At 71.2% G+C, this 23,127-nt stretch carries 41 protein-coding genes and 2 tRNA genes; 1 reads left to right on the top strand and 42 read right to left on the bottom strand.

The window, feature by feature from the left end:
- Window positions 1-5: 5 nt before the first annotated feature.
- The 15 genes from ACZ45Q_RS30485 to ACZ45Q_RS30415 form a co-directional block, all read right to left on the bottom strand.
- Window positions 6-458, bottom strand: a complete 453-nt coding sequence (locus ACZ45Q_RS30485; protein ID WP_468267240.1) for a hypothetical protein — start codon at window positions 456-458, stop codon at window positions 6-8.
- On the bottom strand, window positions 459-1,286 hold the full coding sequence (locus ACZ45Q_RS30480) for a hypothetical protein (protein WP_468267238.1): 828 nt from the start codon (window positions 1,284-1,286) through the stop codon (window positions 459-461).
- An 18-nt stretch (window positions 1,287-1,304) separates the two neighbouring features.
- A complete protein-coding gene (locus ACZ45Q_RS30475; RefSeq protein ID WP_468267236.1) occupies window positions 1,305-1,718 on the bottom strand; it encodes a hypothetical protein in 414 nt (137 codons plus the stop codon).
- Complete coding sequence (locus ACZ45Q_RS30470) at window positions 1,715-2,065, bottom strand: hypothetical protein (protein ID WP_468267234.1); 351 nt, start codon at window positions 2,063-2,065, stop codon at window positions 1,715-1,717. Before ACZ45Q_RS30470 ends, ACZ45Q_RS30475 begins: the two co-directional genes overlap by 4 nt.
- Window positions 2,066-2,133: 68 nt before the next feature.
- On the bottom strand, window positions 2,134-3,621 hold the full coding sequence (locus ACZ45Q_RS30465) for a phage major capsid protein (RefSeq protein WP_468267232.1): 1,488 nt from the start codon (window positions 3,619-3,621) through the stop codon (window positions 2,134-2,136).
- Window positions 3,621-4,691: an HK97 family phage prohead protease gene (locus ACZ45Q_RS30460; protein ID WP_468267230.1), complete on the bottom strand. Its 1,071-nt coding sequence runs from the start codon at window positions 4,689-4,691 to the stop codon at window positions 3,621-3,623. Before ACZ45Q_RS30460 ends, ACZ45Q_RS30465 begins: the two co-directional genes overlap by 1 nt.
- Window positions 4,692-4,693: 2 nt before the next feature.
- Complete coding sequence (locus tag ACZ45Q_RS30455) at window positions 4,694-6,028, bottom strand: phage portal protein (RefSeq protein WP_468267228.1); 1,335 nt, start codon at window positions 6,026-6,028, stop codon at window positions 4,694-4,696.
- On the bottom strand, window positions 6,022-6,273 hold the full coding sequence (locus ACZ45Q_RS30450; protein WP_468267226.1) for a hypothetical protein: 252 nt from the start codon (window positions 6,271-6,273) through the stop codon (window positions 6,022-6,024). The genes ACZ45Q_RS30455 and ACZ45Q_RS30450 overlap by 7 nt, the downstream gene beginning before the upstream one ends.
- Window positions 6,255-7,745, bottom strand: a complete 1,491-nt coding sequence (locus tag ACZ45Q_RS30445) for a terminase large subunit domain-containing protein (RefSeq protein ID WP_468267224.1) — start codon at window positions 7,743-7,745, stop codon at window positions 6,255-6,257. The genes ACZ45Q_RS30450 and ACZ45Q_RS30445 overlap by 19 nt, the downstream gene beginning before the upstream one ends.
- Window positions 7,729-8,280 carry a phage terminase small subunit gene (locus tag ACZ45Q_RS30440; protein WP_468267222.1) on the bottom strand — a complete coding sequence of 184 codons (552 nt, stop codon included), beginning with the start codon at window positions 8,278-8,280 and terminating at the stop codon, window positions 7,729-7,731. The genes ACZ45Q_RS30445 and ACZ45Q_RS30440 overlap by 17 nt, the downstream gene beginning before the upstream one ends.
- On the bottom strand, window positions 8,219-8,743 hold the full coding sequence (locus ACZ45Q_RS30435) for a hypothetical protein (protein ID WP_468267220.1): 525 nt from the start codon (window positions 8,741-8,743) through the stop codon (window positions 8,219-8,221). The genes ACZ45Q_RS30440 and ACZ45Q_RS30435 overlap by 62 nt, the downstream gene beginning before the upstream one ends.
- Before the next feature lie 751 nt (window positions 8,744-9,494).
- Window positions 9,495-9,770, bottom strand: a complete 276-nt coding sequence (locus ACZ45Q_RS30430) for an HNH endonuclease (RefSeq protein ID WP_468267218.1) — start codon at window positions 9,768-9,770, stop codon at window positions 9,495-9,497.
- Between the two features lie 180 nt (window positions 9,771-9,950).
- Window positions 9,951-10,166, bottom strand: coding sequence for a hypothetical protein (locus ACZ45Q_RS30425; protein WP_468267216.1), 216 nt, complete (start codon window positions 10,164-10,166; stop codon window positions 9,951-9,953).
- Between the two features lie 24 nt (window positions 10,167-10,190).
- Window positions 10,191-10,382, bottom strand: coding sequence for a hypothetical protein (locus ACZ45Q_RS30420; protein ID WP_468267214.1), 192 nt, complete (start codon window positions 10,380-10,382; stop codon window positions 10,191-10,193).
- A 35-nt stretch (window positions 10,383-10,417) separates the two neighbouring features.
- On the bottom strand, window positions 10,418-10,675 hold the full coding sequence (locus tag ACZ45Q_RS30415) for a hypothetical protein (protein ID WP_468267212.1): 258 nt from the start codon (window positions 10,673-10,675) through the stop codon (window positions 10,418-10,420).
- Between the two features lie 134 nt (window positions 10,676-10,809).
- Between ACZ45Q_RS30415 and ACZ45Q_RS30410 the strand changes: the two genes are divergently transcribed.
- Complete coding sequence (locus ACZ45Q_RS30410; RefSeq protein ID WP_468267210.1) at window positions 10,810-11,247, top strand: hypothetical protein; 438 nt, start codon at window positions 10,810-10,812, stop codon at window positions 11,245-11,247.
- Between the two features lie 758 nt (window positions 11,248-12,005).
- On the opposite strand, the gene ACZ45Q_RS30405 is transcribed toward ACZ45Q_RS30410, so the two are convergent.
- The 27 genes from ACZ45Q_RS30405 to ACZ45Q_RS30275 form a co-directional block, all read right to left on the bottom strand.
- Window positions 12,006-12,422: a helix-turn-helix transcriptional regulator gene (locus ACZ45Q_RS30405; RefSeq protein ID WP_468267208.1), complete on the bottom strand. Its 417-nt coding sequence runs from the start codon at window positions 12,420-12,422 to the stop codon at window positions 12,006-12,008.
- A gap of 146 nt (window positions 12,423-12,568) precedes the next feature.
- Window positions 12,569-12,946 carry a hypothetical protein gene (locus tag ACZ45Q_RS30400; RefSeq protein ID WP_468267206.1) on the bottom strand — a complete coding sequence of 126 codons (378 nt, stop codon included), beginning with the start codon at window positions 12,944-12,946 and terminating at the stop codon, window positions 12,569-12,571.
- Between the two features lie 159 nt (window positions 12,947-13,105).
- Window positions 13,106-13,321, bottom strand: a complete 216-nt coding sequence (locus ACZ45Q_RS30395; RefSeq protein ID WP_468267205.1) for a hypothetical protein — start codon at window positions 13,319-13,321, stop codon at window positions 13,106-13,108.
- Window positions 13,318-13,515: a hypothetical protein gene (locus ACZ45Q_RS30390; protein ID WP_468267203.1), complete on the bottom strand. Its 198-nt coding sequence runs from the start codon at window positions 13,513-13,515 to the stop codon at window positions 13,318-13,320. The genes ACZ45Q_RS30395 and ACZ45Q_RS30390 overlap by 4 nt, the downstream gene beginning before the upstream one ends.
- Window positions 13,512-13,838: a hypothetical protein gene (locus tag ACZ45Q_RS30385; protein WP_468267201.1), complete on the bottom strand. Its 327-nt coding sequence runs from the start codon at window positions 13,836-13,838 to the stop codon at window positions 13,512-13,514. Before ACZ45Q_RS30385 ends, ACZ45Q_RS30390 begins: the two co-directional genes overlap by 4 nt.
- On the bottom strand, window positions 13,835-14,113 hold the full coding sequence (locus ACZ45Q_RS30380) for a hypothetical protein (protein ID WP_468267199.1): 279 nt from the start codon (window positions 14,111-14,113) through the stop codon (window positions 13,835-13,837). The genes ACZ45Q_RS30385 and ACZ45Q_RS30380 overlap by 4 nt, the downstream gene beginning before the upstream one ends.
- Window positions 14,110-14,538, bottom strand: a complete 429-nt coding sequence (locus ACZ45Q_RS30375) for a DUF6221 family protein (protein ID WP_468267197.1) — start codon at window positions 14,536-14,538, stop codon at window positions 14,110-14,112. Before ACZ45Q_RS30375 ends, ACZ45Q_RS30380 begins: the two co-directional genes overlap by 4 nt.
- Before the next feature lie 383 nt (window positions 14,539-14,921).
- Window positions 14,922-15,302, bottom strand: a complete 381-nt coding sequence (locus ACZ45Q_RS30370; protein ID WP_468267195.1) for an HTH domain-containing protein — start codon at window positions 15,300-15,302, stop codon at window positions 14,922-14,924.
- Between the two features lie 14 nt (window positions 15,303-15,316).
- Window positions 15,317-15,514, bottom strand: coding sequence for a hypothetical protein (locus ACZ45Q_RS30365; protein ID WP_468267193.1), 198 nt, complete (start codon window positions 15,512-15,514; stop codon window positions 15,317-15,319).
- A gap of 2 nt (window positions 15,515-15,516) precedes the next feature.
- Window positions 15,517-15,891: a hypothetical protein gene (locus tag ACZ45Q_RS30360; RefSeq protein WP_468267191.1), complete on the bottom strand. Its 375-nt coding sequence runs from the start codon at window positions 15,889-15,891 to the stop codon at window positions 15,517-15,519.
- 96 nt (window positions 15,892-15,987) lie between these two features.
- Window positions 15,988-16,060, bottom strand: a tRNA-Ile gene (locus ACZ45Q_RS30355).
- 104 nt (window positions 16,061-16,164) lie between these two features.
- Window positions 16,165-17,370, bottom strand: coding sequence for a DUF932 domain-containing protein (locus ACZ45Q_RS30350; protein ID WP_468267189.1), 1,206 nt, complete (start codon window positions 17,368-17,370; stop codon window positions 16,165-16,167).
- 37 nt (window positions 17,371-17,407) lie between these two features.
- A tRNA-Leu gene (locus ACZ45Q_RS30345) sits at window positions 17,408-17,482 on the bottom strand.
- Window positions 17,483-17,528: 46 nt separating this feature from the next.
- Window positions 17,529-17,774, bottom strand: a complete 246-nt coding sequence (locus ACZ45Q_RS30340; RefSeq protein ID WP_468267187.1) for a hypothetical protein — start codon at window positions 17,772-17,774, stop codon at window positions 17,529-17,531.
- A gap of 26 nt (window positions 17,775-17,800) precedes the next feature.
- Complete coding sequence (locus ACZ45Q_RS30335; protein WP_468267185.1) at window positions 17,801-18,148, bottom strand: hypothetical protein; 348 nt, start codon at window positions 18,146-18,148, stop codon at window positions 17,801-17,803.
- 142 nt (window positions 18,149-18,290) lie between these two features.
- Window positions 18,291-18,872, bottom strand: coding sequence for a hypothetical protein (locus ACZ45Q_RS30330; RefSeq protein WP_468267183.1), 582 nt, complete (start codon window positions 18,870-18,872; stop codon window positions 18,291-18,293).
- On the bottom strand, window positions 18,859-19,122 hold the full coding sequence (locus tag ACZ45Q_RS30325) for a hypothetical protein (protein ID WP_468267181.1): 264 nt from the start codon (window positions 19,120-19,122) through the stop codon (window positions 18,859-18,861). Before ACZ45Q_RS30325 ends, ACZ45Q_RS30330 begins: the two co-directional genes overlap by 14 nt.
- Entirely contained in the window at window positions 19,112-19,417 is a 306-nt protein-coding gene (locus ACZ45Q_RS30320; protein WP_468267179.1) for a hypothetical protein, read from the bottom strand. The genes ACZ45Q_RS30325 and ACZ45Q_RS30320 overlap by 11 nt, the downstream gene beginning before the upstream one ends.
- Complete coding sequence (locus ACZ45Q_RS30315) at window positions 19,414-19,617, bottom strand: hypothetical protein (protein ID WP_468267177.1); 204 nt, start codon at window positions 19,615-19,617, stop codon at window positions 19,414-19,416. Before ACZ45Q_RS30315 ends, ACZ45Q_RS30320 begins: the two co-directional genes overlap by 4 nt.
- Window positions 19,614-19,934, bottom strand: a complete 321-nt coding sequence (locus tag ACZ45Q_RS30310) for a hypothetical protein (protein WP_468267175.1) — start codon at window positions 19,932-19,934, stop codon at window positions 19,614-19,616. Before ACZ45Q_RS30310 ends, ACZ45Q_RS30315 begins: the two co-directional genes overlap by 4 nt.
- Window positions 19,931-20,197 (bottom strand): hypothetical protein, encoded by a 267-nt coding sequence (locus ACZ45Q_RS30305; protein ID WP_468267173.1) that lies wholly within the window; start codon window positions 20,195-20,197, stop codon window positions 19,931-19,933. The genes ACZ45Q_RS30310 and ACZ45Q_RS30305 overlap by 4 nt, the downstream gene beginning before the upstream one ends.
- Window position 20,198: 1 nt before the next feature.
- Window positions 20,199-20,498 (bottom strand): hypothetical protein, encoded by a 300-nt coding sequence (locus ACZ45Q_RS30300; RefSeq protein WP_468267171.1) that lies wholly within the window; start codon window positions 20,496-20,498, stop codon window positions 20,199-20,201.
- A gap of 123 nt (window positions 20,499-20,621) precedes the next feature.
- Window positions 20,622-20,876, bottom strand: a complete 255-nt coding sequence (locus ACZ45Q_RS30295; protein ID WP_468267169.1) for a hypothetical protein — start codon at window positions 20,874-20,876, stop codon at window positions 20,622-20,624.
- A gap of 218 nt (window positions 20,877-21,094) precedes the next feature.
- Complete coding sequence (locus tag ACZ45Q_RS30290) at window positions 21,095-21,799, bottom strand: hypothetical protein (protein WP_468267167.1); 705 nt, start codon at window positions 21,797-21,799, stop codon at window positions 21,095-21,097.
- The gene (locus ACZ45Q_RS30285; RefSeq protein ID WP_468267165.1) at window positions 21,796-22,023 is read right to left on the bottom strand and encodes a hypothetical protein; all 228 of its coding nucleotides are present in this window, start codon (window positions 22,021-22,023) and stop codon (window positions 21,796-21,798) included. The genes ACZ45Q_RS30290 and ACZ45Q_RS30285 overlap by 4 nt, the downstream gene beginning before the upstream one ends.
- Window positions 22,023-22,268, bottom strand: coding sequence for a hypothetical protein (locus ACZ45Q_RS30280; RefSeq protein WP_468267163.1), 246 nt, complete (start codon window positions 22,266-22,268; stop codon window positions 22,023-22,025). The genes ACZ45Q_RS30285 and ACZ45Q_RS30280 overlap by 1 nt, the downstream gene beginning before the upstream one ends.
- 154 nt (window positions 22,269-22,422) lie before the next feature.
- Window positions 22,423-23,127 carry a WhiB family transcriptional regulator gene (locus ACZ45Q_RS30275; RefSeq protein WP_468267161.1) on the bottom strand — a complete coding sequence of 235 codons (705 nt, stop codon included), beginning with the start codon at window positions 23,125-23,127 and terminating at the stop codon, window positions 22,423-22,425.

Genomic DNA, 23,127 nt, shown 5'->3' with positions numbered 1-23,127 from the left:
TCCCTTCAGATGGTCCGGCAGGCGAGGGTGAGGACCAGCCGCGCCTGACAGCCGGCGTCGGTCTGGGGCTGGTAGAGCGCGGTGGCGCCGATGGCGCACTGGGCACCGGGCAGGCCCACGCTCGGGTCGGCTCGGAGCACGCCGACGATGACCTTCTTCATCGCGTACACGCGGTCGCGGGCGGCCTTGACCTTGCCGTCGCCGCGACGGGCGAGCAGCGTCACGGTGATGCGGGAGGTCGCCTCGCGGGACGACCCCAGTCCGGCCCAGTCCTCTTCGGTGGTCGCGGCCTGGAACTCGCCGCCCTGGTCGCCATCGAAGCCGACCAGCACCCAGTCGTCCCGGTCGCTGCCGGTCAGTTCGGGCCCGTCGGTGACGCCAGCACCGCTCAGGCCTTCCTCGGTGGAGAACCGGGCCACAAGGGCGTCGATCAGCTCAGGCACGTCGACGTCGTTCATCTACGCCACTCCGGGGGGAAGTCGGTCGGGTTCGAGCAGTTCCAGCGCCCGGTTGGGGATGGCGTAGCCGATGCCGGCGATGGGCTCGGTGACGGCGTAGTCGTCGCCTCCGGCGATGACCGGGCCGCGGGCGCTGCCACGCTGCGTGCGCCACAGGTGCTGAAGGATGATCCGCCCGGCGGCGGCGATGTTCGGCCGGACCTGTTCACGGCCGACGGTGTAGGTGAAGCGGAGCGGCCCGGACAGCAGGCCGCCGTCCCGCCGTTGCACGATGCCGGTGTCGCCGTCCAGGTCGAGGTCGGCCGGGTCGTACGCGGTCCCGGAGTCGAGGACCGGGGCTGCGGAGGTGATGGCGAGCGCCGGCACGTGCCGCAGCACCCGCGTCGCGGCCACGCCGAAGCTGTGCCGCTCGGTCACGGTGCGGCGGGCGACCGGGCCGACGAAGTGCTCCACGATCATCGTGGTCGCCGCAGACCAGTCGCGGATCTCCTCGTCGTCGCCCGTGCTGTCGGCGGGCTGGTTCAGGTGCCGCCTGGCGTCCGCGAGGGAGAACAGGAACCCAGGGTCGGCCGGCCGGACATCGAGGACGTCGGCGTAGGCCGATGCCGGGCCGGTGAACTGCCAGTGCACGATGTGCCGGCCGGGCTGCTCGGGGATGTAGTCGGCGCTGTACTTCCCGGTGGCCGCGGGCGGGTTGGTGACCGCGGGGCTGGTGGTGGTGCCGTCGGGCAGGGTGATGGTGAGCGTGACCGAGTCGGCGTTCACCGGGCTGCCGCCCGGGTCTGTGCAGGTGGCGGTGAGGCGGACCGCGTCACCGAGGTCGATCACGGCTCAACCCCTTGTCCGTCAGGCCCGCGCCGGCGGCATACGCCGCGGCCAGCCCAGCAGGATCACCGCGTCGTACAGGCCGCCCGTGACCGGGGCGCCGGTGACGTTGACGACCGCCCGCAGGTACCGCTGGTGCCCGACGTAGCCGATCTCGTGGACGCGCTCGTCGTTGGCCGACGTGATCGCCGGTTCGGCGCCTTGGAGGAACTCGTCGGCGACCGGCGACCAGGTGGAGCCGTCAGGGGAGTCCTCCACGACGACGGTGTGGGTGCCGTCGGTGACGGTGCCGACGTTGACGACGACCAGCGCCGACCGGAACCCGCCCTCGTCGGTCATCCTGTCCACGGCCGTCCCGGTCACGGACGCGGTACGCGCGGCGGCCGGGGCGATCGTCGGCCTGGCCAGGGCCACGTTGTACAGGCTGTGCCTCATGACGCGGTCCCCTCCTGCTTGCCGTCCGCGTCCTGCGGGGCGGCCTGCTCGGTCTCCTGCTCCTGCTTGGCCTGCTGCTTGGGCTCCGCCTTCGGCGTGGCCTTCTTCGCGGGCTTGGCCTTGGCCGGGGTCCGCTTGACCGCGGCCCGGGTCAGCGAGCGGCGGCGCCCGGGCGCCGCGGAGGCGTCCTCCACCGGCACGTCCCGCACCGCCGTCTCCACGTCCTCGAAGAGGTGCTCGCGGCCCTTCAGGATGGGGTCGTCGTCCCGTACGAGCGCCCCCGACTTCATCACGCGCGGCACACCGCGCACCGACGCCGCGAACGACGCCTTGCAGCGCTTGACCACAGCGCTTCTCCTTTCTGGAGCGCGAGGCCCGGACAGCGCGTGTCCGGGCCTCGCTAGGGGTCGTCGGATCAGACGCTGGTGGCCAGGTTGAGCAGGCGCATACCGGCGTCGTTCACCGAGTCGGCGCCGACGCGGTAGTACGCGTACCAACCGCGCTGCCCGGTCGGACGCCGGTTGGAGCCGACCAGGTGCGGGATGAACTCGACGGTCATGCCGATCCGGTCGGCGATGACGTAGTTGGACAGGTCACCGAACACCAGGACGTAGTTGTCCGCGGTGACCGCCGTGTCCCAGGTGGCGTCCATGTCCTCGGACTCCAGCGCCGGGTAGCCGAGCAGCTCGTTGGGCTGCCCGTTGCCGATCCGCTCCCACAGGTCCGCGCCGCCCTGCGTGTCGAACTGACGTACCAGGTTGTAGATCCGCTTGTTCGCCACCCAGGACGCGTTGCGCCGGTAGCGGGCCGGAAGGGACTCCTCCATGCCGTAGATGTCCGCCGACGCGAACGTCTCCGGCGTGACCGGGGAGATCTCCGACGGGGTGCCGGCCAGGGCAGTGACTAGGCCGGTGGGCTGGCCGGAGCCCGTGCCGGTGGCGAAGGCCTCCGCCTCCAGGATGTCCTTGCCCTCCGCCAGGAGCCTGCCGACCTCGGTGGTCACGTTGGCCTCGTCCATAAGCGCCTCGATGCTGATCGGAACGAACCCGTCAGCCTTGTGGACCGGCACGGTGGGCTGGTCGAACGCCGGGGAGTTGTCCCCGGCCTCCGAGCCCTCAGCCGACCAGCGCCACGACACGGCGCCCGCGGACACGCCGTTCCAGACGTCGCCGGTGGCGACGACCTTCCGGGCGGCCATGCGGATGTCGCTCTTGGACCCGTCGCTCGTGAGGATGATCGTCGGGTCCAGCTGGAACGGCACCAGGTAGCCGCCCTGGGTGTCGGTGAGCGACATGGCCCGCTCCAGGGCCCGCTGCTCATCCGGGGTGATCAGGTGGCCGTGGCCGCGGGCCATCTTCGACCAGGCGCGCAGGTACTCCGGCGAGGACGTCGCCAGGCACATACGGGCGATGGTGCCGTCCTCGTCGTCCCACCGCTCGAGGATGTCCGTCGCGGTGGAGCGGATGCGGTCGTTGCAGCCCCGCATCTTCTCGATCGCGGACAGGGCGCGGGCCCGCAGCTCGGTACCGATGTCCTCCTTGGACCGGCCGAACGTGCGCACCTCGCTGAGGTCCCACGGGTTGCGGAACCGGGCGTCCTCCACGGAGTCCGGGTGGAGGATCGGGTCCAGGTCGTAGGAGTCGCGGGCGTTGACCGGGGTGCCGCCCTCCACCTTCGTCGCGGCCGGGCCGCGCTCGGTGGACTTGGTCGCGCTACGGACCCGCTCCAGGGCGGCCTTGCGCTCCAGCTGGCGACGGTGGTTGTCGACCTCGGCGAACTCGCGGGTCAGCTCGTCGAAGGCCTGCTCGTCCTCGGCGGTCAGCTCGGGCTTGTCCCCGAGCCGCTCCAGCTCTTCCTTGATGTCCTTCAGGCGGATGACCGCCTGAGAGTGGCTCAGCTCCATCAGTCGTCCTTGACGGTGATGCGCGCGAGCTTCTCGTCCATCAGGCCGGCGATCTCTCGGATCTGGTCCTTCAGGCGAGTGGTGCGCGCAGACGGTGACGGGTGCTCTGAGTCGAGCGGCGCGTCGGGAACGGTCGGCGGGTGGCTCTCGGTGGCCGGCGCGCCAGGTGTTGCAGTGCGGGTGGACAGGTGCCCGTCGCCGGGCGGCGTGTCCGTGGCTCGGTCGCGGATGGCCGCGATGAGGCGGTCGATGTCCGCTGCGGTGGCTCCGCCCTCCAGGAGCCGTTCCAGCGTGACCGCGCGGCTACGCGGGCCGGCGGGGGCCGGGGCAGCGTCCCAGAACAGGCTCATGGCGAGCGCGCGGCGCAGCTCGGGGTCCTCCAGCTCCGCCGGCGGCGGGGCCCCCAGGGCGAGGCTGCGCCGTACCTCGCGGCACAGCTCACTGTCCTGAAGGAGGTCTTCGACCTGCTCGCGGCTCCGGACGTCGACCGTGGTCTGCGGGTAGGCAGGGAACACGACCGGCCCGAGTTCCGGCATGCGGACCTCGATCAGGGTCCGCTCCAACGGGCCGCGGTCGCCCGGGTCCCACAGCAGGTGACCCAGCTCGTCGGGCTTGACGAGCTTGCCGTCCCTGTCCCGCCACTCGTCACGGATGACGGTGAACCGGAACGACATGCCCGTGATGGACCGCTCGGCGATGGCCTGCCGGACCGGCTCGATCAGCCAGTTGTCGGACAGCCGCGCCCGGACGAACAGGCCCTGGTCGTCCTCAGCCAGCTGCTCGATCGCCCCGATGGGGATGGACCCGATGAGCGGGTGCCGGCCGTGGTCGAACTGGAGGACTGGGGTGTTCTCGCGGATCGTCTTCCGAAAGGCGCCCTTGCGGATCTTCTCGCTGAAGGTGCCTTCCCAGGAGTCGATCTCGGTGGGGGTGTCGAAGACGGCGCCGTAGCCCTCCAGGGTGCGGCCGTCTCCCTCACCGTCCGCGTCGCCGTCGGCGCGCAGAAAGGTGAAGGGGGCGGTGCGCAGCAGCCCTTCGCGCGGCGCGGCCTGCATGGTGACAGCGGACATCACTACTCCTGATCGCTGCTCGCGTCGGGGGCGGGGAGGGCGGGGGCGGCCTTCGTGCCGGGCGGCTGAAGCTGGACGCTGAAGAGGCCGGTGTGGCTGAGGAGCGACCAGTCCTCGGCGTCGACGGCCTTCTGCACGGACTCGGGGGTGAATCCGGCGTCCACGAGGGTCCGGATCGTCTGCGCCTGCCGGAACGCGATCTCGGCGGCGTCCTTGCGGTCCTCCCGCAGGAAGGGCACGTCGCGGGCGTCGTACCAGAGCCGCACCGCGCCGGACGTGGACTGGGAACGCACCAGGCGGGCGAGCGACCCGGCCGCGTTCTGCCACAGGGGGTGAATCGTTCCGTCAGCGAAGCGGCGCCGCGCCTGCGAGTAGTTCGAGTACGTCGCCGCTGCGAGGCCCTCGGACAGGCCCACGATGACCGGCGGCACACCGGCCGCCGCGGCGATGCGGGTCTCCCCCGCGCCCTGCACCCGCGCGAAGTCCAGCTCTTGCAGGTTGGAGCCGACGACGGTGACGTCCGCGCCACCGCCGACGTACATCGTCTTGCCGGCGTTGCGGGGGCCCTTGTGCTCCGAGTCCATGCGGGCCTGGAACTTCGCGAGCGCGTCGGGCTTGATCTCGCGGTCGAAGGCGACGATGACGTTCGGGGTGGCCCGGTTCTCGAAGTGGGCTTCCTTGTGCGCCGACATCAGGTTGTCGTTGCGGATGTCGCGGACCAGCGGGGTCATCCACGACATGCCGCGGAACGTGGCGAGCGGGTCAGCGCGCGGCGCGAAGTGGCACACCTCGTCGGGCAGCAGCGGTACCGGGTCGCTGCCGGGCTCGGTGTACAGGTAGCCCAGCTTCCGCCAGCCGAGGACTCCCCCGCGGACCCTGCGCGGCTCCAGAACGATGTCCACCCAGTCCGGGCGGAGCCGCACCAGGTCGCCGTCGATGCCCGTCCAGTAGCTGTTGCCCACCAGGTCGGCGTCCTGGATCATCCGCACGAGCAGGTCCTGCGTGGTGCCGCCCACCCACGGCTCTTCCAGGGGCCGCAGGTCGGTGTTGCCGAACATCTCGCTCGGGCGGCCGTTGTTGAGGCGCTGCCACTGGAACCGGGCCGCGCTGAACACGTCCTGGCGGACCGCGAGGCAGGCGAACAGGACGCCGTTGGTGGCAGCCTGGACGGCGTAGCCGGTGAAGTCGGCCGGCGCCTTCTCCCGCGCCTGGCCGGGCATCGTCTGCTGGATGCCGAGCTGCGGGTACGTGTACGTGTTGCCCGCGTACTGGACGGCCTGCACGTAGTCGTCGATCGTCGTGATGGATCGGCGGGCCGCCCGCCACAGGCTCACCACGTGCCGGACCTCCCGTCATCCGTGCCAGGGCCGGCGGGGCCGGCGATGTCGGCGACCAGCAGGCAGTAGGCGGCCAGCAGCACGCCGGCGACGACCAGGGCGACGGGCAGGCCCCAGCCGAGGCCGGTGCCGGCGGTGATGAGGCCGCCGCCGGTCCATGTGCCGATGCGGCTGCGGGCGAGACGGCTGAGCCTGGGACGACGGCGCTTCGGTCGCGGCCGGCGGTTCAGGCGTAGGCGACCCACGGTTCGACCTCCTCCGGCTCGATGCGCGGCAGCGCGAGGAAGACGGCCATGACCATGGCGATGCAGGCGTCGATGTGGCGCTTGGACTTGCCCTTGGACAGCCGCCAGCCGCGGTCGGTCTCGCGGGTCGCGGCGGCCAGGACGTGATCGGTGAGCACGGGATCGTCGCCGTGCACGAGAGTGCCGTCGGTGATGGCCCGGTAGGTGTCCTGGCAGGCCGGCACCATGTGCCCGGCGGACTGCGGCATCTCCGCCATCGGCAGGCCCTCGTCGAGGAGGACCTCTGCCGACCGCTGGAAGTACGCCGGGTCGTAGGCGATCGTGACCAGGTTCAGCTTCCGGTGCTGCTGCCGCAGGTGGTTCTCGACAGCGGCCACGTCGATCGTGGATACGCCCTTCTTCGGCGTCCACACCTTCGCCTGCACGCGGACCTTGCCGTCGTCTCCGAGCTGCGCGACGACCACGGCCACCGAGTCGTGCTTGTAAGCCATGTCGACCGCGGCGTAGGCCGGCGCGTCCGTGTCCAGGTCCACAGGCCCGGCACAGGCCTCCCAGGCGCCCGGCGGCAGCCACGACTCGTCCGCGCGGGTCCACTGCCCGAGGTTGTACCGCCGGAACTCGAACTCCGGGACCTGGTAGTAGCGGGCCACGGTGTCGTCGACCCGCACGAAGGCGCCGGCGGCCGGGTTCGCGGCCAGCACCGCGGCGCGCAGCTGTTCCTCGTCCTGAAGGTCGTACTGGCCGTCCTGGATGCCGTAGTGCACGAACAGGAACCGCGGGTCGTCGACGTCCCCGGTGTTGACGCGGTAGCCGTACAGGTGCTTCCGCCCGGCGAGGCTGTCCAGGTCCGCGCCCGGCGTCGTCGTGTTCAGCACGAGGCTGTTGGCGCGCTTGACCAGGCCGTTCGCGATGACCAGGTGCACGCGCTCCTTGCCGCCGACCCACTCGTGGATCTCGTCCGCGGCGAACATGCTCGGGCGGGGCCCGTCGTTCGTGCCGGCTGCCGCCGCGATCCGGTAGGCCCGGCCCGGCCCGTTCCGCACCAGGATCTCGGTGTCGAACACGTCGACGTGGTGCCGCAGGGTCGGCGACTCGGTGCAGCAGTTCTTCATGTCGCCGAACAGCAGGTCGGCCTGCTCGAACGAGGCGGCGCCGACCGGGATGACCGGCGAGCCCTTCGGCCCGAACAGCGGCGGCCCCAGCAGCTCGAAGAGCATCACCCACGCGGACAGCGGGGTCTTGCCGTTGCCCTTGGGGACTTCGAGCATCGCCTCACGGAACCGGCGCTCGCCCGTGGCCGGGTTGTACTCGTACAGCCAGTACAGGAACTGCCGCTGGAAGCGGAGCAGCCGTACGGGTTGCCCGAAGTAGTCGCCCTCCCCGTACACGCAGTGCTTCTCGATCCACCGGCAGACGATCGGCCCGTGCGTCGGCCAGCCCAGCGAACGGGGCGCGCTAAGCGGTCTCGCCATCGATGACGTCCTGACCTGCGATGACGTCGAAGCGGGGGTCGTCATCGTCCTCGCCCCCCGCCATGAACTCGGAGTTGAGGTCGGCGAGCGACTTCGCGGCTTCACCGAGCGTGACGTTCAGGGAGAGCCGGGCCCGCGGCGACAGCCCGAACCGGTCCTCCAGCTGCCTGATCTCCGCCTGCGTGACCTGCGTGTGCCTCAGCAGCGGGTGCAGCACCATCTGGCCCTTCGAGCCCCGCACCATGTGCCCCTGCTCCCGCACCGTGCGGTTGCTGCGCTCGAGGTCGTCGTACAGCCGGAACAGCCGCTCCAGCGCGGTCAGATCCGACACCGGGTCGGCCAGCTTCGACACCGGAGAAGCCCAGTAGTCTGCCCACCGGTCCCGCGTCACCTTCAGCAGGCCCGTGGGCGGGGCCGGCGGCTCCGGGACCCCTGTGGTGGTCTCGGAGACGACCGCCAGGTCCTTCGCCGTGTTACGGCGCTGCCGTTTCTCCGGGTCCTTCCGGGCTGGTCCCCTCCCCGCCAACAGGACCACCTCCCGCCCGCCAGCTGCGCAGTACCTCGTCGGCCGGGTCCGGCTCGTACCGGTCGAACCAGCGGCGTACGTACTCCTGCCACTGCGGCGGCCGTTCCTTCATCGCCCGCAGCAGGCACGTCTCTTCCGGCCACCACAGGACCACCGACCGGGCCCCGTACCGCTCCCGGTAGTACGCCCGCCGCTTCCGCTCCGGAGCGGTGGAGATAACCCAGCAGCGGCGCACCTGGTGCCCGCCGAGCAGCAGCCGCTCCAGGGCGGCGTCCCGGGCCTCCGTGACGATCGGCAGGTGCGAGGGGATGAACTCGTACGTCCCCGCCAGGCTCATGGCCTCCGACAGGGCGTCCAGGTCCAGGATCAGGTCGTCGGGATCGGCGTGCTCGCTGATGTACCGGTTCTTGCCGGCGCACGGCGGACCGGCCACCAGCACCACCGACAGGCCCGGCGCCCGGGTGTCCGCCATCGACGCGCCGCGAGAGCTGTTGCATGACCGGCACAGCACCCGCAATTCCCCGTCCTCACGGCCGCCCGCGCCGACCGCGACGACGTGGTCCGCGGTCAGGTTCTCCGCCGGGTGCGGGTCGCGCTGCCACCCGGGGCACACCCACCCGTGCTGCTCGACATGAGCCCGGACCGCGTCCGCGCGGCGGAGCCGCTCCCGCCGGGTGTACCCCTGCCGGGCCCGCGGGCCCGCTACGACCCGGCGCCGATCACCGGAGCCACAGCGCGGGCACTGGCCTCGGACGGGCAGTCGGCAGCCAGGGCAGATCGACGGCGGACGCATGATCACCGCCCTCGCTCCGGAGGTCGTTAGGAGGCCCCAACTCGGTTCGCAGTGAATAGCGATGCATGGATATGCAGTGCATGAGTATGCAGTGATCTTGGGCGAGAAAAAACGGTCGAACCGAGTTCGTGCGGATTAGCGAGGCTCCAGACCCGTACTGGATCTCCCTGGGCAGCGGAGCGGGGTCGTCGGGGGTGCCGGCGTTCTCGCGGGGGTGGTGCCCCCCTCCCCCTGGGCATCGACACCCCGTTATGTCCGTTTCGCCGTCTTCTCGCGGTGATCGGTCGAGTCGACTGCATAGTGATGCATGAGTATGCGTTGCATGGCTATGCAGTGGGTCTATGCAGGGGTGATCCACTATGCACTGCTATGCACTGGGCATGCAGGGGTGGGCAGGGCGTGGGGTGGGGGCTGCCTGGGGTGGGGGGGGCTACCCGGTTGCCCGGAGTCGGGCGTGCCGGGTGTCCCGGCAGGTGCGGTGGGCGAGGTGGGCGTTGCTGCGGTCGTGAGGGTTTCCGCCGTGCCAGAGGGGTTGGTCGTGGTCCACGGTCCGGGACCAGGGGTGGGGGGTGTTGTCCAGGGCGGGGTCTGCCCAGCGCTGGCAGATCCAGCAGTGGGTCTCCTCTGCGAACACGCGGGCTTGGAGTCTGAGCCTGTGCAGTTCGGCGAGGGAGGCGCGGGGGTCGAAGGCGGCCAGGGTGTTCATGCTGACGCCCCCCCCGTGAATGCGGTGGGGCCCGGCTGTTGAGGCCGGGCCCGGGGATGCTGTGCGGGTGGCTGTGGGGCGTTGAGACCTACCCCGACAGCGCTGCCACCGTCTCACAGAATGAGTGCGCGGTGATCTCCTGTCAAGTAGTCGCAGGTCAGGGCTCTTGACAGGCGGGGGTCATGCGGCTTGCTGCTGGAGGGCGTCGGTGATGTCGGCGAGGTCCCACAGGGCGAGGGCCTGGCCGCGGTGCGGGTTGGGCGTGGAGCCGGCGGGGGTGATGTGCCGGCGGCGTGCCCAGGAGCGGAACTGTGCGGGCGTCATGCCGAGGGAGTAGGCGGCCTGGGTGGTGGTGACGAGGGGGCGGCCGTCACGGCCGGTGCGTGTGGTGCTCACGCCTCCCAGTGTGCCCAGGCGCGGTCAGGTGCCGGCGGGTCCGCAGGCGGGGCACGGCTTGTCCTTGCCGCGCTGCTGGGCTTCGGAGAGGCTGACCTCTTCGACGGGGTGCACGGTCCAGCCCATCGTGCGTGCCGTGTTCTGCGGCCCGGTGATCTGCCCGCAGTCGGGTGCGGCGTGGTGCCGGTCGCCTCGGGCGGTGATGTAGACGGCCATGGGTTCCGTTCTCCTGGTGCTGGCGGTGGGCTGGCCTACAGGTCTCCGAGGACCTCACGGCGGGCGGCCTCCGCCTTGCGGTTGAGGGCGCTGGTCATGCGTACCGCGGTGACGGAGAAGGCGATGCCGCCGATGAGGAACAGGGCCTGGGTGATGACGCTGACGACGGCGACGTTCCGGGTGGTGGCGGCGACGATGAACATGATGATGCCGCCGGTGACCCAGGCGAACCAGATGCGGAACTTCTCGACTCTGACGGCCTTCTGGACGTCGCTGTAGCTGGGCTGCTGCATGCTTCCCCCTGCGCTGGCGTGTGCGCATTGTGGCGCCGCGCGGAGCCCGCGTGCAGGGGGCGTGACGGGTTTGTGACGTACGTCAGCTGTCGGCGCGGCGCTGAGGTGCCGGGCTTGGGCGTACCTTGCCCGGCATGGAGAACACTTGGGCAGGACGCGACCTGCCGGTACTCGAAGCCATCGTGAAGCACCTGGACGACTCGTACGGGACTTCGCTCCCTGAGCTGAGCGACATTGCCGAGGTCTCCGGCATTGACGTGACCGACGTCGGCAGAGCGGCTGTGGCTCTCCAGAGCGATGGCCTGATCGACCTCCAGATGACGCACGGCGAGCCGGGCGGCTGGTACGTCCGCAAGGTTTCCGGGGAGGCCCGTCGGCTAGTGGGCCAGTGGCCGACTCCTGAGCAGTTCGTCGACCAGCTGGTCCAGCGCCTGAATGCCGCTGCCGATGACGAGCCCGATCCCGAGCGGCGCTCCCGGCTGCGGGAGCTTGCGAGTTCGGCGGGCGATGTCGCCCGGAACGTGTTCGTGGACGTGGCGAGCGCAGTCATCTCCAGGCAGGTGGGGATGTGACATAGGAGGGTCTGGCGGAGGCCCGGGGTTCGACCCCGGCCGGGAGCACGACGTTCGCGCGGGCCTCCGGGGACCTGTCGGTGTACGGCCGGCTGGTGCTCCGTCCCGGCTCACAGGGTACGCGCGGGGCGCACCTGAGAAGTTGAGCGCCTCTTGGCCGCGAGGATTTTCGGCAAACCGACCACACGCGGCCGATCCGTCCGCTTAGATCTCAAGAGACGCTGATCGGACTTCCCTTGTCCCGTGAGCTGTTGAGCCGAGCCCAGGCTCACGTCGACCCCCGCTCGGGGGTCGGGACGGGCTCGAGGGATGAGGGAAGTACGAAATGCGTGGAACACGGCGCGACTTCGCGGCGTGGTGGAAGGAGCGTGCCAAGCGAGTCAGGGCACGGGCTTCACGTATGCGCGGCAGCAAGAGCTACGGCCGTGCAAAGCGTGTCGCCGTGTACGTCACGGGCCTGATGGTAGCGGCCATCGCCGATGACGTATGGGACTGGCTCATGCACGGCCTGTAGCAACCTTCCAAGTAGTTGGGGGCTGACGCTTACCGGGCAGAAGCCCCCACCTGCTTTTCACCTTCCAGATGGGCCGGCCGTCGGGGAACTGGACCGACACCGACCCCGCGCAATGCACTACTTAATGCATTACGCGTCTGACACGAGGTTAGCGCCCCGGGTGTTGATACGTGACCCAGTCCGCAAAATTAGTGGTTCACTAATCGCGGAACTAATTGGGTTCACACTTGTTCACTGAAAACGTTCACTCTCCAACCCGGGAGAAGGGGTCCGCGTCCCGCCTGTACGTGCGACGCCCCTTGAGCGCCCTCGTGACGGTGGAGCCCTTCCAGCGGTGCGCGCGACCCTCGGTGTCGTCCGGGGCGGGCCAGCGCCCCTTCGAGCGTTCTGCGCGGATGGTGGCGGCCGTGATGCCGGTCAGTGCTTCGATCTCCTTCGTCGTGTACAGGCGGGTGGGCTCCAGCTGGGGCACGGGGCGCTCGATGCGCTCGCTGACGGCCTGGTCGACGGCGGCCGAGTCGAAGAGGAGCTGCTTGCCGCGCTTGCCGATCGGCTTCGGCCACTGCGGGTGGCGTGCCCAGTGGTTGCGGACCGTGTCGTAGGCGCGGCCGTGGCGGGTGGCGATCTCTTCGTACGTCTCGCCTCGGGGGGTGTCTACCATGGGGGTGTCCGTCCCTTCGTGGATGGTTGGTGACCGGCAGGGGTTTTGCGGCGGCGCCTTCGGGTGCCGTGGGCTTCGGCCCGGCCTCTGCCGGTCTTCCCGGTCTCGCGGGAGGGCCCCCGGCTGGCTGCCGGGGGCCCTTGTGGTCACTCCTGGGGGTCGGTCAGCTCGTGGGCCGCGAGGTGGAGCGCGTCGGCGGCGGTCACGAGGTTGATCCGGACCTCCAGACTCACGAGGCGCTCGCGGTGCTCCATCCACCTGCCGTAGAGGTGGGCTGCGGAGAGCCAGTGGAGGCAGCCTCCCCAGATGGCTGCCTGGAGGTCTTCACCGAGCGGTTCGTCCTCGATGAGGTCGATGATCCGAGTGACTCCCTCGATCATGTCCGTGCCGCGAAGGATCTCCTCCTCGAAGTCGGGGAGGGTGATCGGGATGGGGAGGACTCCGCAGACCAGGGTGATCGTCTCGTAGACCGCGAGAAGCGCGTTGCCCAGGTTCTGAGTCTCCCGCTCGAACTCGTCAGACATGATGTCCGTCCTATCTGGAGTTGTGGTGGTTGGTGAAGGTCTGGGGGTTTGCGGCCCCTCATCCCTTCTGTCTCCATTATGGACGTTCGTGCATCGCTTTGCAACACTTCTGGGGAAGAAAGAGGCCCCGACTCCGGGAGGAATCAGGGCCGTTGACGATCAGGCCAGCTGCCAGGCCGACAGCCGGTCCCCCGGACCGACCACCGCGGTGAGCCGCCGGCCGGGCAGGTCACTCACCGGCACGCCGACCGCCGCGGCGATGTCCGCGGCCGGGTAGCGCTCGGGTTCGGCGCGCTCCTCCGGCGGGACGTCGGCGACGATCTCGGCCTGGTCGCCGAACAGCAGCAGCACACGGACGGTCACACGCTCGCTCACGACGGGGTTCCCTTCTGGTTGGCGGGTAGTTGGGTGTCACAGTCGGTGCACAGGTAGGCGAGCAGCTCGCCGTCGACGACGCTGCGCACTTCCTCGGGCTCCAGATGGTTGCAGGCGCCCCGGATCCACTCGGTGCGGCCGGAGACCTCGAAGGTCTGCACCCACTCGAAGCGGGGGTCGTCAGGGGCGCTCACGGCATCACCCCGCCCTTGGACGGCGGTGTGATGAGGTCCAGGGTCGCCGCGCCGGCCTGTACGAGGCGTAGCGCCAGCGAGCGGACGGCGCCGACGGGGTGGCGGGCGAACCCGGCGCAGATGGCGGGCGCTGGCGTCCCGATGGTGGCGTGGCAGACGACGTGCCCTTCAGCGGCGATGGCGGCGCGGGTCATCTCCTGGACGCGGCCGGGTTCCAGGTGCGCCAGGTTGCCGGGCCGGTAGATGCAGGTGTCGCACAGGTCGGCGCACTGGCGCACCGTGCGGGTGCGCCAGTCGGCGACGTCGGTGCCCGGGCCGCTCACGGCCGCTCCTCCATGCCTCTGTACGTGTAGACGAGGGTGCCGTCGTCGTCGCGCTGCGGGCAGCCGAGCGCGTCAAGGGCCTGGTCGTATTCGGCGATGGTGAGCGCGACTCCGAGAACAGCGTCCGCGGGGCCTGGCTCGACAGGGAGCCGGATCATCGGCGGCGGCTCGCTCGTGGACCAGGTCAGAGTGCGGCCGTCGCAGGGGCCTCCGACGATCCGGATCCGGGTGTGGTCGTCGTCGCGGTACAGGCGTACCAGATCGTCATCGGTCACGGCCGCCACACCTCGCGGTAGTCCGGGTGGTCCGCGTAGGGCAGCGCGAGCAGGCGCACAGCTTCCCCGAGCGCGTTGGCGTACCCATTCGCGTACTCCATCTCGTCGACGTCGTTGGGCGCGGCCTCGGCGTACTTGGCGAGCAGCTCCCGCTTGGCGTCGATCTCGCGCAGCACCCGCGCCGGATCGTGGCGGGCGATGTGGACCGCATCTGTGTGCGGCGTCATGCCAGGGCCGAACAGCGTGGCCCGGTCACCGGGGGCGGTGATGTGCTCGCCGGAGTAGTCGAGCCAGCCATCTGCCACCGGTTGCCATGGCTCGCCGTACTCGTGCCTCCACTCCCACGGGCCGGGTGTCGCTGCCCGCGCGATTCGCTCATCCTCGTCGAGCCGGGCGCTCAGGAACGCCACCAGGTCATCGCTCATCGCAGGTCCCTGGGCAGGTTGGTGAACTCGCAGGCCGGCCAGACCGCCGTGTGCCGTGCGCCGCAGGCCCGGCAGCGCCAGGGCCGGAGCCACTCCAGGACCAGGGTCACAGCCGTCCTCCGTTCGTGTGCTGGGCTGCGTGGGCGTGCGCGGCGGCCATGCAGGCGTCCCATCCTGCCCTGTCCAGGCGGGCGGAACGGCCGATGAGCAGCGAGTGCCCACCGTGTCCGCACGGCCCGCACCAGGCCGCCCACGCGCGCACCGGGGGTGCCGTGCTGAACCCGGCCGGCGGGAAGGTAGCGGGCCGTATCTGGAGCGGCGCGGTCACGGCTGCGCCCCGTCCTGCCGCTCCCCGGCAGCGACGTCAGGGGACGGGCGGTAGTTCACGGCGTGGGGCCTTCCTGGTGTCGCTGGGCTTCGAGGACGGTGTCGGCCATGACGCGGATGGCGCCCCGGGCCGCGGCGGCGTTCTCGCCAGGCGTGTCGGGCTTGGCGCGGGTGGCGCGCAGGATCGCGAGGGCCTGGCGCAGCGGCTCGTCGAGGATGAGGACCAGGCGGTCATCCTCTGGCGCGGCGGTGGCCGGTTCCGGCGCGGGGGCGGCCGGTTCTGGCGCAGCGGCGGCGTCCTCGTGGCGGATCGCCTCAAGATCCCGCAGCACGGTGTCCTTGCTGACCCCTACCTGAGCTGCGATCTTCCTGGCGCTCAGGTCAGGGGCCTTGGCGAGCAGCTGGCGCACGAGTGCCCGGCGGGTGGCGACGGTCATGGCGGGCGGCTGGCTCACTGCCCATCCCCCTCGGTGTCGTGGGTGGCGCGCGCCGGCGCGGTGCGGGCGTCGCACGGCTGGGTGAGGCGGGCGAGCAGCAGCGGCAGCGCCTGCACGTCCCCGACCTGCCGGGCGTAGGCGATGGCGTCGGTGATCTGCTGCCGCTCTTCCTCGGTGGTCCAGTGGGCGATCACGTGGTGGCAGTCGGCCACGGTCACTCCTGGAACTCGGGCAGGCCGCTGGTGTCCAAGTCCATGGAGGCGGCGACGGCGTGTGCGTGGTCCAGCGCCTCGGCGAGCAGGCCGGCGATGCTGGAGGCCGTCTCCAGGGCGGCGGTCAGGTGCGCGGTGGTGCGCTCCGGGTCGCCGCCCCCGGCGACCGTGAGCCGGCTGTCCTGGTGGGCGCGGGTGACGGGGCCGGCGGTCTGCTGGATGGCCTGCGGGAGCATGCGGGCGAGGTGGGCGAGCTGGCCGATCGCGTTGTAGGCGTCGCCGGGGTATCGCCAGTCGTCGGTGAAAGTGATCGTGCCGTGGTTGAACTGGCGGATCATCTCGGCGGCGAGCGCGGCGATCCGGTCGGGGTGCGTCATGGTGTGCTCCGGGTGGGTGGGGGCCCGGCGGCGGGAAGCGAGTCGGTGCGCCGTGGCGCGGGTCGCATGTCCGGCCGCCGGGCGGTCTACGGTCCGTCGCAGCGGCGGGACTCGAACCCGCGACCCAGGACTTATAAGATCCGCGCTCTGCCAACTGAGCTACGCTGCGTCGATCTTGAGTTGTGCGGGCCGCGCCCCGGTGGGGGGGAGGGGCGGGGCGCGGCCCTGGGAGGGCGGCCGGACCGAGGGGGAGGGAGTGCCCGGCCGCCGGTCTCAGGCGGTGCGCAGGAGCAGCAGCCGCTTGTGGGCCCTGGACTTGATGTCGTCGTCGGCGCCCTCGATGACGGCGGTCGCGCGGGCGATCTCCTCCGTCATGGTCTTGCCGGGCCGCCTCGGGGCGACGTGGTCCAGGTAGCCGGTGATGGCGCGCTCTGCCGCGTAGGCGGTGCGTCCGACGCGCCCGGTTTCGACGGCGAACCGTTCGGTGAGGGCGTCCACCCGGTGGGCGTGGTTGGTGCGGGTGCGGGCGGTCGCGTCGTCGTCCAGCGGCCACAGGTCGGAGATCACCTGGTGGAAGTCGGCGACGGCGATGTCCGTGCGGGCGAGCGCGGTCTCTTCGTCCTGGAACCGCTCGAAGTAGCGGACGGTGAGCCCGAGGGTGCGGCGGGCTTCCTTGATCTGGGAGGTGGCCCCGGCCGTGTGCCGGACCGCCCACCGGGTGACGGCGTCCCGGACCGCGAAGCGCTCGGTGTTGGCGCAGACCGGCCGCCACGGGGTGACGACGCATTGGAACTGGCCGTTCCCTGAGTGGTCGTTCATCACGGCGACGTAGGGCACGATCACGTCGTTGATGCCGTCGGCGTCGACCCGGACCGCCTCGGGCAGCCGGATGGAGATGAACACCCGCTTCCCGCCGCGCAGCAGCCCGGCCGACTCCCACACCACGTCGTAGCGGCCCACGAGTTCCTGAAGGAACTCGAAGCCCTGCCGGTTCTGGATGGGGGTGTAGCGGGCCCCGACGGCCCCGAGGGCGGCGCCGGTGTCGGTGCGGACGGTGTGCCGCTGGTCGGCGTGCTCGCGCAGTTCCTCTCCCCACCGGTACAGGGCGGGGACGGTGACCACGTCGAAGTCGAGGCCGGACAGCTCCAGCACGGTGTCGATGTCCGTGGTGCCGCCGGGGATGATCTGCCCGAGGCCGTGCCAGGCGGGCGAGGACGCGTAGAGAGCGATGGTGCCGTCCGCGCGGGTGTCGAGCCCGTGCTGCGCGATGATCTCGGAGATCTGGCCCTGAGCGTTCCGGGACACGGTGAAGACCTCGCCCCGGTCCCAGCCGGTAAGCACCTCGTACCGGTCGACGCCGACCATGCGGATCTCGCCCCGGTCGATGCGGGCCTGGAACGCGCGCTCCCGCTCGCGGGCGGCGTTGAGCTGGTCGGTCTTCTCCTGCGCGAAGGCGGTGTTGACGTCGGTGATGGTCACGGCTTCCCCTCGGATCGGTTGGGTGGTGGGTGGTGGGTGGTGGGCCCGGTCGGAGTCGAACCGACGACCGGGGTGTTTAAGACCCCTGCTCTCACCGCTGAGCTACAGGCCCTGGGGGCGGCCGGGCCGGGGGGTGGGGAGCCCGGCCGCCGGTGTGCTCAGCCGCAGGCGGCGGAGCGGGTGATGGATTCGCGGCGGGCGTGGTACGGGCCGGACTGCTCCCGCCACGGGTCGACCAGCGCGAAGCGGGCGTCGGCGACACCGAGCCGGTCCATGGCCCGGCAGATCTCGCACGGGCACGGGATGGCCAGGTACAGGCCGTGCAGCTCGGTGATGCTGCCGTGGTAGAGCACGAGGTCGCCCGGTTCGATCAGGTCCAGGGCCTTGAGCAGCGTGTCCGACATGGCTCCCCCTTCGGATGGTTGGGCGGTTACGGGTGGGCGCGGAGCGGGCCCGGGGTGGGCGTCCACCGCATGGCGTCGCCGCTGCCGTGCCAGACCGGGCCGGTGCGCCGGGTGGCGGCCGGGCGGGGCACGTAGCGTCCGGCGGTGCAGCCGTACAGCTCCCACGCGCGGGCGAGGATGTGCTGTTCGGCGGGCCCGTAGGTCATGACCTGCCGGAACCGGCCGTTAATGAACCGCCAGGCGCGGCCTGGCTCGCGGCCGTAGGTCTGCCGGTAGAGCCGGGCGGCGACGCGCCCGAGCGGGGAGCCGTACGGCCAGTCGGCGGGGAGGCCGCGCCGGACCAGGTACTCAGCGACGGTGATCCTGCGGTTCATGGCACCCCCCTGGACGGTTCCTACCGGGGCCGTTCTCCCGACCCCATGTAGAACATTGTACGAGGAAGTACGAGACAGTACAACACCTAGTCGTACTTTCTTTGACACTACAGGCCACGTCCGCCGCCCGGCCCGGCCCCCGCTACGACACCCGCCGCGCCCCCGTGCTGTTCGTCGTCAACAGGTACAGCCGCTGCCCCTCGTACCGCGCCGGCGCCCCCGTGTCCCCGTCCTCGCAGGCGTCGTTGATGCACCACGCCCGCGGCCGGTCATCGTCCGCGCGGCCGTACACCGTCCGCTGCTCGCACGCCAGACACAGCGCATGCCGGAAGTGCACGCTGGGGCCGCGCAACCCCAGCACCGTCAGCACCGTGCCGTGCCACCGGCCCACGATCCGCGCGACCTCCCCCACCCGGCCCGCGGCCTCCGCCCCCGGCGGGACCGCCTTCAGCGCCCGGTCCCAGCGCTGCGTGCGCGCCGACTGCCGCAGCTGCATGTCCAGGACGATCGCTTCCTTCTTAATCCGCTGCGACCACGACACCGCCTCCAGCGACGTCGGCGGCCGGGACCCGGGCGGGGCGTGACCGCCTGCGGCCGGCTGCCGGGTGCGCAGCCCGAGCGTGTCGAGACGGTGGATCAGGCCGGGCCCGCCGTCGCCGGGGTGCTGGTCGTCGCCGCGGTAGCGGTCGACGAGGTCGGCGACCAGGCCGTCAAGCGTCTGCATCGGCTTCCTCCAGCTCGGGGAAGGCGACGCCGCCCCGCTTCGGGCTCTTCGGCCGCTCCGCCTCGTAGGAGACGATCACCTCGCTGTCGGCCGCGGTGATCTGGATGTCGCTCACCTGGTGGTTGCGGCCCTTCCGGGCTCGTTCGGCGTCGGCCGACTGGACGGCCTTCTCCACCTCGGTGTGGTGGGCGGGGGACTTCAGCACCCACTCGTGTCGGTAGACCGTGATGACGCGGCGCTCAGCGTCCATCGGTGTGCTCCTTGCGGTAGATCTCGTTCACGGGGGTGCCGTAGCCGGGCTCAATGCTCAGGGCCCGGCAGCACGGGACGCAGCGGCGTCGTCCGAGGCGGGAGAACAGGCCGGGCATCCACCAGCGGCGGCGCATGCCGCAGGCAGCGCGGGCGGGCAGGGGCCGGTTGTCATCGATGGCGTCTCGCATCTGCTGCGGGCCGACGGCCGGGCCCGGCACGGCGTGCAGGCGCCGCCATTTCCCGCACACCAACCACCAGTGCCCGGCGTTCTCCGAGATCGGGTGGGCGGTCACTGGCCGCACCGCCCGCAGGGCAAGTAGGCCAGGTCGATGCAGACGATGCAGTCGAGGTCTTCGTTCTCGCTCGCCCACTGCTTCCCGGCGACCACCGCGCCGCACAGGGCAAGGTCCTCGTCGCACAGGCAGACGGCATGCGTGAGTTCGTCATCCGTGTCCGGCGTGGCGGCGGCCGGCTCGGGTGCGAGCGCGGTCATCGCTGCTCACCCCCGACCACGGTCACCCAGTCGCGCGGCGGCGGGAGCACCAGGAGCGCGGTGCGGTCCTCGGTGGCCACCAGGTCCGGGTTATCGGGGTCGGCGAAGGGGCGGCCGTCCGCGTTCCACTGGTACGCCTCGTAGCGGATGACCACGCCGAAGGCGCTGTCCTCGATGACCAGCTCGGACCAGACGGGCACGGCGTTCGGGTCGATGCCGTTGACGCGCAGCCACGCCTGTACGCCGCGCATGCCGTCCGGCTTGCGGAACTCCTTCTCATAGAGCTGGTGGCAGTCGATGACGAGACGCTCGCTCATGGGCGGGTCACCTCCAGGCGGCCACGGCCGCCGCGGTCCTGCTGCGTGGCGACGACGTGGTAGCCGCCGGCCCGCAGCTCGCCGGTGATGGTGTCGAGCTGGTCGGCCTCGCCGGGCCCGTCCCAGAAGACGTGCACGGCACGGCGGCCGGCCTGAGCGACGCGGACGCCGGGGTCCCAGTCGCCGTCCTCGAACACGCTGAACTCGTGGCCTTGGTCGCGAAGGAAGTCCTCCACTGCGGCGGCCCTGATGCGTTGCGCCACGTCAGGCCTCCCTGTAACGGACGGAGAACCCGGGCAGGCCCATGCCGAAGTCGGGGTCGGCGGAGGCGGGGCGGAGCGGTGCGCGCAGCTCGGTCTCGTCGACGCTGCACATCGGTTGTCGGGGCGAGGACCCGGCGGGGGCGCCGGTCCACCGGAACGGCTCACCGCAGTCTCGGCAGTTGACCTTGATGTCGGCGGAGTAGCCGACCACGGTCGGATCGTCGTCACTCTTGGTGAGCCGGTTGACCGCGACGCAGGCGGCGAAGTTCTCGTGCGGGCACGGCCGGTCGGGGTTGGCCACGTCAGGCCTCCTTTCGGATGGGCGGCCGATGTCCACACGTGCAGTGCGGGGACGGCTGGTCGGGCGTGCCGCAGTGGCGGGCGCCGGGCACGCCGTCAGCTGCGTCACGGCACGGGCGGCAGATCACGCGTCCTCCCGGGCGAGCTGCCGGGCGGCGTCGACGAGGCACTGCCGGGGGACGATGACGGCGCGTTCGTCGGAGCCGATGCTGGCGCCATGTTCGGCGAACGCCTCCGTGACGACGGTGCCGATGCCGGGCAGCTTGCCGATGACGATGAAGTCCCCGGAGTCGAGTTCGAGGACGTCAGGGCAGGTGGCGCCAGTGGCGGAGCCCCGCTGCTGTGGAGTGCTGCCGATGCGACGGACGATGCGGGTCATGGGTCACGCCTCCGTGTTGGGCTGCTGGGTTCGGCTGCGGGCGTGACGGACGCAGGCGCAGCGGGGCGGGCAGGACCACCGGACGTGCCGGTTCCGGTGCTTCCCCCAGCGGTGCCGTCCACGGCCGCACGCAACGGTGCGGACCACACCGTCTGGCGTGCAGACCTCCGCGGAGGACCAGCAGTGCGGGGACTCGCGGGGATCGGTGACGGCCACGGTCAGACCTCCTTGTCGGCGGGGTCGGGTCCGTTGCAGCCGTACAGCTGCCGCTCCGCACCGCGGTGCTTCGTGCACGGCTCGGCTGCCGCGTCGACCAGGCGCCCGACGACGCTGACGTCCCGGCCGCGGGTGTCGATGCCGACGTGCTCCAGCAGGCCACGGATACCAGTCGGCTCCGGCTCGATGGCGGTGAAGGCAGTGCCGTCAGCCGTCTTGTGCTCGGTGTGCGGTCCGCGCACGACACACGGACCGCCGGGAACGATGCCGGACAGCACCGGCATCAGCCGGTGGTCGCACTCGTCCGGGCCGTCCAGCTCGTCTCGGAGTTCGGCGCCGGCCGCCCGCACGAGGAACATCGACGTACCATGCGCGGCCTGCCAGCGGTCGGCGAGCAGGTACGCCCGGCCGGCGACGCCGCGCAGGCGCTCGATCTCCTGCTGCGCCCGGTTGGCGGCCTCGAGGTGGCTAGCCACCGGGATGGTGTCCTCGTCCAGCCAGACGGCGCGGGTGGCACCGTCGTGGCCGTGGACGGACAGCATCAACTCCAGGCTGTCCCACACGGAGGTCGACGGGCGCTCGCGCCAGCGCAGGACGACCGTGCCGTCCGGCCACTGCACGCCGTCGGCGACGTCACCGGGGCCGGAGACGCCCGTGACGTCCTGGTCCCGGCGGAGCACGAACAGGCGGGGTATCGCAGGGTTCACGGCTGGTCCTTCAGGTCGTCGGGGGTGGTGATGGCGGCGAGCCGGCGGCGGCCGTCCTTCAGCGCGCGGCGCCGTTCGCGGCGGTCGGCGAGGGCCTCGTACAGGCGGGCGATCGCGGCGTAGATGGCGAGCGCCAGGAGCACGAAGAGGACCAGGCCGACGATGGCGGCGAGGCCTCCGAGGAAGCCGATGGTGAAGATCTCCCAGGTGGTGAGGACGGCCATCAGCGACTGTCCTTCCGGGCGCGGTGGTCGGCCCAAGCTGCCCGCAGGGAGCCGGCGGCGAACAGGGCGGCGGCGGCCATGAAGGCGATGGCGCCGGGGTTGTTCGTCCGGTAGGCCTCGCCCATGGAGCCGAACAGGCAGGCCAGGCACAGCAGGCCGAAGAACCAGCTGTCGGGCAGGTTGAAGCAGAGCAGCAGGAGGGCCAGCAGGGCGACCGCTATGCCGATCAGGTTGAGCGGGGACATGGGGTGGTGTCTTCCTGGGGTTCGTAGTCGTCGATGGAGATCGGGACGGTGTCGATGCGGGTCTTCGGCGGCTCGCCATCCCCGGCGGCCTCTGCGCAGGGGCAGTAGCCGTAGGCGTCGCAGCCGCCGTACGGGCAGCGCCAGGCGGGGCCGGTCACAGCCGCTGGTGGACGTGCAGGTTGGGGATGAGCCCGAGCCGGTCACGGATGGCGCTGATGGTCCCGACGCGGGCGCCGAGCTGGTCGGCGATCTCCCGGTCGGACAAGCCCTTGGACCACAGCTGGTACACGTGCGGCGCCCGCTGCCGGGCCCTGCGGGCGGCCCGCTGCTGCGCGTACGCCTTGCGGCAGGCCTCGTCGATGGGCTCGCCGTGCCGCTGGTGCCAGCGATAGCCGGCGCCGGTACCGCAGTCGGGCCGCTCCGGCTTGGCCGGCGCCTCGCCCTGTGCCTTGCGGCGCTTCAGCTGCTCGTTGTACTCGCGGTTGGCGGCCACGCACTCCTCGCGGCGGCACCCGGCCTTGTAGCAGCTCCGGGTGCCGTGCTTGGGCCCCTTCCGCTGCGCCTTCGGCTTGCTGCCGTCCGGCTCCGTCTTCGGAGCCTTCGGGTCCAGGGCGTACCGCTCCGCGGCGGTGAGCCCGGCGACCACGCCGAACCGGTGGGCGAGGCCTTTGCCCCTCTCCTGGTTCATGACCCAGGCCTGGCAGTCGTAGAGCACAGGGCAGGCGAAGCACGTCTTCTTCGCCTCGGCTTCGTTCTGCGCGTCGAAGAAGTCGTCGGTGTCCATGCCGAGGCACAGGGCCCGCCGCTGCCAGTCGAGCGGGCGGGCCGCGGTGTCGGGGACGGCTCCGGTGTAGGCCAC

It is taken from the genome of Streptomyces sp. NPDC031049, assembly GCF_055571015.1.
This window is presented reverse-complemented; position numbering and strand designations above follow the sequence as displayed.